This is a genomic window from Mesorhizobium sp. WSM3873 (assembly GCF_001672445.1).
Taxonomy (GTDB): Bacteria; Pseudomonadota; Alphaproteobacteria; order Rhizobiales; family Rhizobiaceae; genus Mesorhizobium.
In genome coordinates this window covers 47,414-57,619 of sequence record NZ_LYTM01000024.1, presented here as the reverse complement: position 1 = coordinate 57,619, position 10,206 = coordinate 47,414, and the positions used below count along the sequence as shown (strand labels likewise).

Sequence of the window (10,206 nt, the reverse complement as noted above, 5' to 3'; positions counted from 1 at the left end):
CGGTTTCCTCATCGAGCTTCACCCACTCGATCGCAGCGCTGTAGCTGACCCCGAAACGCTTCGCAGCTGCGCGCCGCGACATTCCCTCTGTCTTCACCGCCGCCACGACGCGCTCTCGCAGATCCATCGATAGTGCCATCCATGCTGGCCTCCTTCCCAGCATGAATGGTGAATCATAAACCCGCTGATTTGGGAATCCTCAACGACTCCCAACAATTTCATCCCGCTCTAGGCGCTAGATCGCTTCGCCCTTCAATAGCCGCGGCATGTCGCCTGACAGGCCAGACGCCTGACGGATGAAGAAGTCCTTGAGCTTCGGCATGCGCTCGACGATACCGAGGCCGAGGTCGCGCACGGCGCGCAGCGGGCCGATGTCGTTGGAAAACAGGCGGTTCAGCACGTCGGTGGTGACGCCCATCTGCAGCGTGTCGAAGCGGCGCCATTGCTGGTAGCGCTCGAGCACGTCGAGCGCGCCGATGTCCTGGCCGAGCCGGTCGGCCTCGACCACCACTTCGGCAAGTGCTGCGACATCCTTGAAGCCGAGATTGAGGCCCTGACCGGCGATCGGATGGATGCCGTGCGCCGCATCGCCGGCGAGCGCGATGCGCGGTGCGACGAAGGCGCGCGCAAGGATCAGGCCGAGCGGCCAGGCGCGCGGCTTGTCGGCGACGCGTATCTCGCCAAGCTTCAGCCCAAAGCGCTGCTCCAGCTCATGCTCGAAGACGAACTCGTCGCCCTCGACCAGCTTCTGCGCGTCTTCCGTGCGCTCAACCCAGACGATCGAGGAGCGATTGGTGCCGTCCTCCTCAGGCTTCAGCGGCAAGGTGGCGAAGGGGCCGGCGGGCAAAAAATGTTCCTCGGCGCGGCCATTGTGCGGGCGCTCATGCGCGACCGTGCAGACGATGCCGGACTGGCCGTATTCCCATTTTACCGTCCTGATGCCGGCCATGTCGCGCAGCTTCGAATTGACGCCGTCAGCGGCGACGAGCAGGCAGGCCTTAAGCGCGGCACCGTCGGCCAGATGCACGGTGATGCCGGCGCCGTTCGTGTCGAAGGCGCTGACGGCCATGCCTTCGATGACGTCGATGCCGAGTTTTTCGGCGCGGCGGCGCAGCGCGCCGTTGAGAACCCGGTTAGCCACCATATGGGCGAAGGGTTCGCCGGGCGCCACCTCGCCGTCGAAGGTCAAAAACACCGGGCGCACCGGATCGGCGGCGCGCGAATCGGTGACGATCATCTCGGTGATCGCCTGCGCCTCGGGCGCGATCTCGTCCCAGACGCCGAGCTGCTCCAGCATGCGGCAGGCGGCGGCGGCGATCGCCGAGGCGCGGCCGTCCTTCTGCCAGACGCCGGCAGGTGCCACATCGACAATGGCGACGGCAAGGCTCGGTCGCGCCTGCTTCAGCGACACGGCCGCGGCAAGGCCGACATAGCCGGCGCCGGCCACCAGCACGTCCACCGAGGTCTTGTCCGCTGCATCCGCCTTGCGGTCGACCATGGCACTTTCCTTTCGCGGCCTCCGGCCACCGCGGCGGCCGTTGCAGCTTGACTGCCCGGCTCTCCTGTCCGAAACCCGCCATGACACATCTTCAAGGGACGTGGAACATGACGGCGGCCATGGACGAGCTTCTCGACATTCTCGACCTCGAGCAGCTCGAACACAACCTGTATCGTGGTCGCAGCCCCAAGCTCGACTGGCAGCGCGTGTTCGGCGGCCAGACGATCGCTCAGGCGCTGGTCGCCGCCCAGCGCACTGTCGAGCCCGGGCGCCATGTGCATTCGCTGCACGGCTATTTCATGCGGCCCGGCGACACCAAGGTTCCGATCGTCTATGAGGTCGACCGCATCCGCGACGGCGGCTCTTTCACCACGCGCCGGGTGGTGGCGATCCAGCATGGGCAGGCGATCTTCTCGCTGGAAGCCTCGTTCCAGCAGGACGAGGTCGGGCTGGAGCATCAGCTGCCGATGCCGCGCAACGTGCCGGCGCCCGACACGCTTCTGTCGCAGCGCGAGCTGCTCGGCAAGTTCGGCGAGGCGGTGCCGGAAGGCATTAAGCGCTACTGGGAGCGCGACCGGCCGATCGAGATGAAGCCGGTAATGCTCAAGCACTATACCAGCCGCGAGAAGCTGGAGCCGGAGCAGAATATCTGGATCCGCACCACGGGCCCGGTGCCGGAAGACCGCGCCACGCAGGCGGCGGTTCTTGCCTATCTCTCCGACATGACGCTGCTCGACACCTCGACCTTCGCGCATGGCCGCGCCATCTTCGATCGCGACATCCAGGCGGCGAGCCTCGACCATGCCATGTGGTTCCACCGCAGTCATTCGCTGGACGACTGGATCCTCTACACGCAGGACAGCCCCTCCACGCAAGGCTCGCGCGGTTTCACCCGCGGATCGCTGTTCGCGCGCGACGGAACGCTGATCGCCTCGGTCGCGCAGGAAGGCCTCATCCGGCTGAAACGCTGAGCCGGCTTCGAGGCATGGCTAGAAAGCAGGCATTTTCCAAATTTTGCTCATTTTTTAATCATGAGCCATTAAGGCGCTGCGCCCGTTTGTTGAGCAAGCGCTGCTGATCACCTATGTTTACAACAGGTTAACGCCCTGCTTCGGCAATTGGCACGGAGCTTGAATCCTGTCCTGCACTCTCCGGCTCTCCTCGGGATCGGTGAAGGTGTGCAAACGCGGGGGACCGCAACAGCAAAGGGTGAAACCTTATGAAAATCGTGATGGCAATCATCAAGCCGTTCAAGCTCGACGAGGTGCGCGAAGCGCTCACCGCCGTCGGCATCCAGGGCCTGACCGTCACCGAAGTCAAAGGCTACGGGCGTCAGAAGGGACATACGGAAATCTATCGCGGCGCCGAATACGCGGTCAGCTTCCTGCCCAAAATCAAGATCGAGGTCGCCGTCGGCGCCGACATGGTCGACAAGGCCGTCGAAGCCATCAGCTCCGCCGCCAAGACCGGCCAGATCGGCGACGGCAAGATCTTCGTCTTCGGCATCGACCAGGCGGTGCGCATCCGCACCGGCGAAACAGACACCGACGCGCTCTGAGCGGCGACCAGCTATTCCAACGGAGAGTTCAATGAATATTCCTTCCCCCTTGAAGACGACGGGACGGGCGGCCGCTGCGCTCGCTCTCGTAGCGTTCAGCACCGCCGCCGCCTTCGCGCAGGAGGCCGCTCCGGCAGCCACGGCCGCAGCGCCGGCCGCCCCGGCGCCCGCGCTCGACACCGGCAACACCGCCTGGATGCTGACCTCGACGGCGCTGGTGCTGATGATGACCATCCCGGGCCTGGCGCTGTTTTACGGCGGCATGGTGCGCAAGAAGAACGTGCTCGCCACCATCATGCAGAGCTTCGCCATCACCTGCCTGGTGACGGTGCTGTGGTTCATGTTCGGCTACTCGCTGGCCTTCTCCGACGGCGGCGGCATGAACAAGATTATCGGCGGTGCCTCGAAATTCTTCCACCACGGCATCACCACTTCCTCGCTGTGGGCGCCCGGCGTGGCGAACATCCCTGAATTCGTCTTCTCGATGTTCCAGATGACCTTCGCCATCATCACCCCGGCGCTGATCGCCGGCGCCTTCGCCGAACGCTTGAAGTTCTCGGCGCTGCTCATCTTCATGGGGCTGTGGCTGCTGGTCGTCTACGCGCCGGTGGCGCACTGGGTATGGGGCGGCGGCTTTCTCGCCACCGCCGGGGTGCTCGATTTCGCCGGCGGCACCGTCGTCCATATCAATGCCGGTGTCGCGGGCCTGGTCTGCGCGCTCGTTCTCGGCAAGCGCGAGGGCTACGGCACCACCAACATGGCGCCGCACAACCTGGTCTACTCGGTGATCGGCGCCTCGCTGCTGTGGGTCGGCTGGTTCGGCTTCAACGCCGGTTCGGAACTGGCGGCCGACGGCCTCGCCGGCGCTGCGATGTTGAACACGCAGGTCGCCACCGCCGCGGCGGCGCTGGCCTGGATGTTCGCCGAATGGATCGTCGCCAAGAAGCCTTCGGTGCTCGGCATCATCTCGGGTGCTGTCGCGGGCCTTGTCGCGGTGACGCCGGCTTCCGGCTTCGTCAACCCGACCGGCGCCTTCTTCGTCGGCATCATCGCCGGCGTCGTCTGCTACCTGTCGGCGGTCAAGCTCAAGCACGCCATGGGCTATGACGACTCGCTCGACGCCTTCGGCGTCCACGGCGTCGGCGGCATCGTCGGCGCACTGCTGACCGGTGTGCTCGCCGATCCGGCGATCAACAGCCTGTCGTCGGGCGCCTCGCTCGCCAAGCAGGCATACGGCGTCGCTGTCACCATCGTATGGACGGCGGTCGCCACCTTGGTGATCCTATACATCGTCAAGGCGCTGGTCGGCCTGCGTCCGAGCACCCAGGAAGAGGTCGAGGGTCTCGACGTCACCCAGCACGGCGAAGTCGTGCCGTAAGGCCGACCCGGCCAAGGACCGGCGGATACTCCTCCCGCCGGTCCGGATATCAAGGGAAGCCGCGGCGCGGCTTTCCCGATTTGCTCCCAAGATCCCGTCGTGATGCTCTCGAAAGGGGCTCACGCCTTGAGGCCCGGAAGATTTTCCGGGCCTCCTTTTTTCTCGGATATGAGCATTGAGCGTTTCGATCACATTCACTTGATCGCGAATGTGTGAAACGTCCGCCCTTCCGGTTCCGTACTGGGATTGCGACAGCCATCGTGGTGTCGCCAAATATCAGGGAAGGAATCGACCAATGAACTGCAAGAATATCTTCCTGGGAGCAATGGCTCTGTCGATGGTCAGCGGTGTTGCACTTGCCGGCGCGCTCGACTCGCCTGACAATATGGCTCCGTTCTTCACCGATTCCAGCATGAAGACCATGAAGTCCGAGGCCGATTTCAAGGCCGCCTGGGCGACGACGGCAAAGGACAAGCAGGACGCGATGATGAAGGAGTGCCAGGACGCGGCGATGAGCAAGCCGCATGCCGAATTCTGCGCCAACCTGATGCAGTACGCCGGCCATAAGTGATTTGCGGCAGGTCGGGTCCTTACGGGCCTGATCGTTTCATCTTTGCCAATGAGATGGCGAGCTTCATGGGCCCGCCATCTCCCTTCGGGGGAGCATGTCGGTAAAAGGCCATGGTTAATGCGGCCTTAACCTTCCCGCCGATAGTCTGGGAGACGAATCTCCCGGCATGCGTCACGCATCCGGCCAGGCATCGACACACGGGGAAGAGGCATGCGTTCAGGCGCTTCAGCACCGCTCGCGCTGACCGATACGGGGCACGGCATCCAGGCGTTCGCGCGGCGGCAGGTTGGGCGCCTGGTCGGTGCCGGGATGTTCGTGTTCACCGCTTTCGGCGTCGCCAGCCTCGCTACCTGGAACGTCGCCGATCCGAGCTTCTCGCACGCCACCAACAATCTCGTCACCAACGCCATGGGCTATGCGGGCGCGGTGTTTTCCGACCTTGCCATGCAGTTCTTCGGCCTTGCCGCCGTCGCCGGACTGGTGCCGGCGGTGATCTGGGGTTTTCTGCTCTTCTCCGCCCGCGGCGTCGACAGGCTGGGCAAGCGCGGGCTTGCTTGGTTCGGCTTCGCGCTGCTTGCCGCGTCGATCGTCGGTTGCGTGACGCCGCCCAACACCTGGCCGCTGCCGACCGGTCTTGGCGGTGTGTTCGGCGATATGGTGCTGAAGATCCCGGGCATCGCCGTCGGCGGCTATCCGAAGGGCCTCTTCGCCACCGTCATCGCCGTTGTGCTCGCCACACCGGCGCTCTGGCTGTTCGCCTATGGCTCGGCGCTGATCGCGCGCAAGAACGGCTTTGCCGTCATGGAGCGCGCCGCCGAGCCGGAGCCGCGCGAGCAGGACGATCTGCTCTTCGATGAGGATGAAGACGAGGGCGACGAAGGCATTCTTGCGCTCGGCGCCATCACCCATTGGTGGCTGTCCTTCCGTGCATGGATGCATCGGCGTGCCGCGCGCCGCAGGCAGGAGCGTGACGAGTTTGAGCCTCAGATGGAGCCGCGGGCCAGCGCCTGGCGCCGCGCCGCCGAACGGGTCGAATCGGCCGAGTACGCGGAATCCAGGATGAGCCCCGGCGGCCGCGCCCGTGTCGAGCCGGAATTCTTCGCCGCAATGGTCAACGACCGCAGCGCTTCGGTCGATCCGGTGGACGACAATGACTTCGACGACGAAGAGGCCGATCTCGACGACTTCGACGACGAAGAGCCGGTCCAGCGCCGCGCCAATGTGCGCAACTTCCGCTCGGACGCGGCGACGCGCGTGGAGGCGCCTGCGCCGCGCCCGGTGCAAGGCGCACGCGTTCAGCGCGAGGCGCAGACCTCGCTCATCGGCTCCGGCACGTTCGAGATGCCGTCGCTGCATTTCCTGTCCGAACCGAAGAACGTGGCGAAAGACCCTAGCCTGTCGAAGGACGCGCTGGAGCAGAACGCAAGGCTGCTCGAAGGCGTGCTCGAGGATTTCGGCGTCAAGGGCGAGATCATCCATGTCCGCCCGGGTCCGGTCGTCACCCTCTATGAGCTGGAACCTGCGCCCGGTATCAAATCCTCGCGCGTCATCGGCCTTTCCGACGACATCGCCCGCTCGATGAGCGCGATCGCCTGCCGCGTCGCCGTCGTGCCCGGCCGCAACGCGATCGGCATCGAACTGCCGAATGCCAAGCGCGAGACGGTCTATCTGCGCGAGATCATGGCGAGCCGCGACTTCGAAACCACCAAGGCGAAGCTCGCCTTGGCGCTCGGCAAGACCATCAACGGCGAGGCGGTCATCGTCGACATCGCCAAGATGCCGCATGTGCTGGTCGCCGGCACCACCGGCTCAGGCAAGTCGGTCGCCATCAACACGATGATCCTGTCGCTGCTCTACCGGCTCACCCCGCAGGAATGCCGGCTGATCATGATCGATCCGAAGATGCTCGAGCTCTCGGTCTATGACGGCATCCCGCATCTGCTCACGCCCGTCGTCACCGATCCGAAGAAGGCCGTGGTGGCGCTGAAATGGACGGTGCGCGAGATGGAGGACCGCTACCGCAAGATGTCCAAGGTCGGCGTGCGCAATATCGACGGCTTCAATGCACGCGTCAGCCAGGCCGAGAAGAAGGGCGAGAAAATCTCGCGCACCGTGCAGACCGGCTTCGACCGCCAGACCGGCGAGGCGATCTACGAGACGGAGGATCTCGACCTCGAGCCGATGCCCTATATCGTCGTCATCATCGACGAAATGGCCGACCTGATGATGGTGGCCGGCAAGGACATCGAAGGCGCGGTGCAGCGCCTGGCGCAGATGGCGCGCGCCGCCGGCATCCACGTCATCATGGCGACGCAGCGCCCGTCGGTCGACGTCATCACCGGCACCATCAAAGCCAATTTCCCCACCCGCATCTCCTTCCAGGTAACGTCGAAGATCGACAGCCGCACGATCCTGGGCGAGCAGGGCGCCGAGCAGCTGCTCGGCATGGGCGACATGCTCTACATGGCGGGCGGCGGCCGCATCCAGCGTGTCCACGGTCCCTTCGTCTCGGACGACGAGGTCGAACGGATCGTCGGCCATCTCAAACTGCAGGGCGTGCCGGAGTATCTCGACGCCATCACCGAGGATGACGAGGAAGACGACGAGGACGGCGCCTCGGGCCGGGGCGGTTCCGGCGGCGGCGGTGGGGGCGGCAATTTCGAGGATTCCGATGATCCCTACGATCAGGCGGTGGCCGTGGTGCTGCGCGACGGCAAGGCCTCGACCAGCTACATCCAGCGCCGGCTGGGCATCGGCTACAACCGCGCGGCGTCAATCATCGAAAAGATGGAGAAGGAAGGCATCGTCGGCCCGGCCAACCACGCCGGCAAACGCGAGATTCTCGTTCCCACCGAGGACGATAAGTTCTAGCCCGGCGACGTCCACGGGAGGCGGCCGGCAACTTTGAACCCTCTGGCGCGTTGATGCGACCAAGCGCCGTGCGACCCGCCAAACTTAGGCCCAACTGGCGGTCCAGAGACTGCGACCAAGGCAAATCACAGGAAGTGACCGGCATGAAGACCCAGACAGATTTCGCTCCGACCCGCCGACAGCTGCTCGGCCTTGGCCTGGTGCTTGCGGGCGCCGCCGCCATCAATGTCGTGCCGGGCTTCCAACTTCTGGCCTTGGCTCAGGCCGCGGTTCCGCCGGCGGCGCAAAAGATCGCCGACCATTTTTCCTCGGTCAAATCGATGAGCGGCGAATTCGTGCAGTTCGGCCCGAAGGGCGAGCAGACCGGCGGCAAGTTCTTCCTCGAACGTCCCGGCAAAATCCGTTTCAACTATGACGGATCGTCGAATTTCCGGGTGATCTCGGACGGCAAGTCGGTCGTCATCCTCAACAAGAAGCTGAACACCTCCGACCTCTATCCGCTGTCGAAGACGCCCTTGAAGCTTTTGCTCGACGACCGGATCGATCTGTCCGGCGGGCGCGTGAAGGCCGTCAAGGAAGAAGACGACCTCACCACCATCCAACTCTCCGACAAGTCGGTGTTCGGCAACGCCAAGATCACCATGATGTTCGATCCGAAGACCTATGAACTGCGCCAGTGGACGATCACCGACGCGCAGGGCAAGGACACGACGGTGATGATCTTCAACGTCAAGGAAGGCGTCTCCATTCCGGACGGCACCTTCGCCATCGACTATACGGCGAACCGCGAGCTCAATACCAAGACGCGGTAGGTCCGCCCATATTCAGGGCAGGGCCGGCTTGCAGCGCGGGCCGGCTTGTCTTTATGGCGCGTGGCTGGCAGTAGATCGGCGATCTTTTGCCGGACCTGCCTGAATGCCCTTCACCATAGCCACCTGGAACATCAACTCGGTGCGTCTGCGCATGCCGATCGTCGAGCGGCTGCTCAAGGAGCAGGCGCCGGACGTGCTCTGCCTGCAGGAAACCAAGGTCCCGGACGAGCTGTTTCCGGAAAAGGCTTTCCGCAAGGCGGGATACCAGCACATCCTGTTCCACGGCCAGAAAGGCTATCACGGCGTGGCGACGGTGGCGCGCCGGCCGATCGAGCTGGTCGAGAAGCGGCGTTTCTGCGAGATCGACGACAGCCGGCATCTCTCGGTCAGGGTCCAGGCCGGCGGCAGGTCGATTCTACTGCACAATTTCTACGTTCCGGCCGGCGGCGATGAGCCGGACCCGGAGATCAACCGGAAATTCCGCCACAAGCTCGATTTCGTCTATGAGATGAACAGCGTGCCGGCGAGCCGGGACGATGCCTCGATCCTGGTGGGCGACCTCAACATCGCGCCGCAGGAGCATGACGTGTGGTCGCACAAGCAATTGCTCAACGTCGTCAGCCACACGCCGGTCGAAACCGAAAACTTCGAGGCGATGCGGCGGGCCGGCGGCTGGGTTGACCTGATGCGGCTCAACGTGCCGGCCGAGCAAAAGCTCTACACCTGGTGGAGCTACCGCGCGAAGGACTGGCAAGCATCGGACCGCGGCCGGCGGCTCGACCATATCTGGTCGTCCGCCAATCTGGTGCCGAGCTTTGCCGGTTACGAGATTGTCAAGGCGGCGCGCGGCTGGGAGAAGCCGTCGGACCATGTGCCGGTCATCGCGAAGTTTGAATTGGATTGAGCGCTATCAATCGGCAGAGGCGCTGCGGCGCGTCTATTCCGTAAACCGTGGCGCGAGCTCCTCGATGCGGGCGATCATCTCTTGGAATTCCTCCAGGATGCGCTCGTGCAGCTGCACCGCCAGCTCCGGATACTCCTCCAAGATGCGGCGGAACATCTTGCGGCTCAAGCGGATCACCTCCGAATCGATCACGGCCGAGGCGCTGGTCAGCCGGTTTGTGTCGGCGATAAGGGCCAGTTCGCTGAGCATGGCGCCGGGGCCGGCCGTGCCGATCGGGACGCGTTCGCCACTGCCGTGCTCGCGATAGAGGATTATGCGCCCGCTGACGACGATATAGGCCGAGTCGGCCACGTCATCCTCGCGGTAGAGCTTGTGGTCGGCCTGCAGAAAAGTGGTCTCGGCGCCGAAGGCCAGCAGGCGCAACTGTTCCTGCGTGAAGCCCTGAAAAAGCTTCACGGCGGACAGGATGCGGATGTCGTCATCCAGCGCCATGCTAGCTGTGTCCCCGAGCGGTCAGTCCAGTCCCTCCTTTGGAGCGCCGCCTCCTTGCGGGAGCGCGCACTCCAACTTTCAATCACGCGTCGTGCGATGCGTGCAGCGAGCCGATCCATCAC

Annotated in this window: 10 protein-coding genes; 7 read left to right on the top strand and 3 right to left on the bottom strand. The window is 64.3% G+C overall.

The genetic code is table 11. The features are described from left to right. Both A9K71_RS32630 and A9K71_RS17565 read right to left on the bottom strand, forming a co-directional pair. On the bottom strand, window positions 1-139 hold a 139-nt coding region (locus A9K71_RS32630), incomplete at its 3' end, for a helix-turn-helix domain-containing protein (RefSeq protein ID WP_197504244.1). Window positions 140-235: 96 nt separating this feature from the next. Next, window positions 236-1,498 (bottom strand): ubiquinone biosynthesis hydroxylase, encoded by a 1,263-nt coding sequence (locus A9K71_RS17565; protein ID WP_066998366.1) that lies wholly within the window; start codon window positions 1,496-1,498, stop codon window positions 236-238. A gap of 107 nt (window positions 1,499-1,605) precedes the next feature. On the opposite strand from A9K71_RS17565, the gene tesB reads away from it, so the two are divergent. From tesB to A9K71_RS17530, 7 genes are all read left to right on the top strand, one after another. Next, window positions 1,606-2,469, top strand: coding sequence for an acyl-CoA thioesterase II (gene tesB / locus A9K71_RS17560; protein WP_066998363.1), 864 nt, complete (start codon window positions 1,606-1,608; stop codon window positions 2,467-2,469). A 248-nt stretch (window positions 2,470-2,717) separates the two neighbouring features. Beyond that, complete coding sequence (locus A9K71_RS17555; protein WP_066998360.1) at window positions 2,718-3,056, top strand: P-II family nitrogen regulator; 339 nt, start codon at window positions 2,718-2,720, stop codon at window positions 3,054-3,056. A gap of 196 nt (window positions 3,057-3,252) precedes the next feature. After that, a complete protein-coding gene (locus A9K71_RS17550) occupies window positions 3,253-4,434 on the top strand; it encodes an ammonium transporter (protein WP_245299658.1) in 1,182 nt (393 codons plus the stop codon). Between the two features lie 295 nt (window positions 4,435-4,729). Next, window positions 4,730-5,005 carry a hypothetical protein gene (locus A9K71_RS17545; protein ID WP_066998346.1) on the top strand — a complete coding sequence of 92 codons (276 nt, stop codon included), beginning with the start codon at window positions 4,730-4,732 and terminating at the stop codon, window positions 5,003-5,005. A 210-nt stretch (window positions 5,006-5,215) separates the two neighbouring features. After that, window positions 5,216-7,876, top strand: coding sequence for a DNA translocase FtsK (locus tag A9K71_RS17540; protein ID WP_066998343.1), 2,661 nt, complete (start codon window positions 5,216-5,218; stop codon window positions 7,874-7,876). 143 nt (window positions 7,877-8,019) lie between these two features. Then, window positions 8,020-8,688, top strand: coding sequence for an outer membrane lipoprotein carrier protein LolA (locus A9K71_RS17535; protein ID WP_066998340.1), 669 nt, complete (start codon window positions 8,020-8,022; stop codon window positions 8,686-8,688). A gap of 103 nt (window positions 8,689-8,791) precedes the next feature. Next, window positions 8,792-9,592, top strand: a complete 801-nt coding sequence (locus tag A9K71_RS17530) for an exodeoxyribonuclease III (RefSeq protein WP_066998337.1) — start codon at window positions 8,792-8,794, stop codon at window positions 9,590-9,592. A 33-nt stretch (window positions 9,593-9,625) separates the two neighbouring features. Here A9K71_RS17530 and A9K71_RS17525 read toward each other — a convergent pair whose 3' ends face one another. Further along, the gene (locus A9K71_RS17525) at window positions 9,626-10,084 is read right to left on the bottom strand and encodes a cyclic nucleotide-binding domain-containing protein (protein ID WP_066998334.1); all 459 of its coding nucleotides are present in this window, start codon (window positions 10,082-10,084) and stop codon (window positions 9,626-9,628) included. Window positions 10,085-10,206 lie beyond the last annotated feature (122 nt).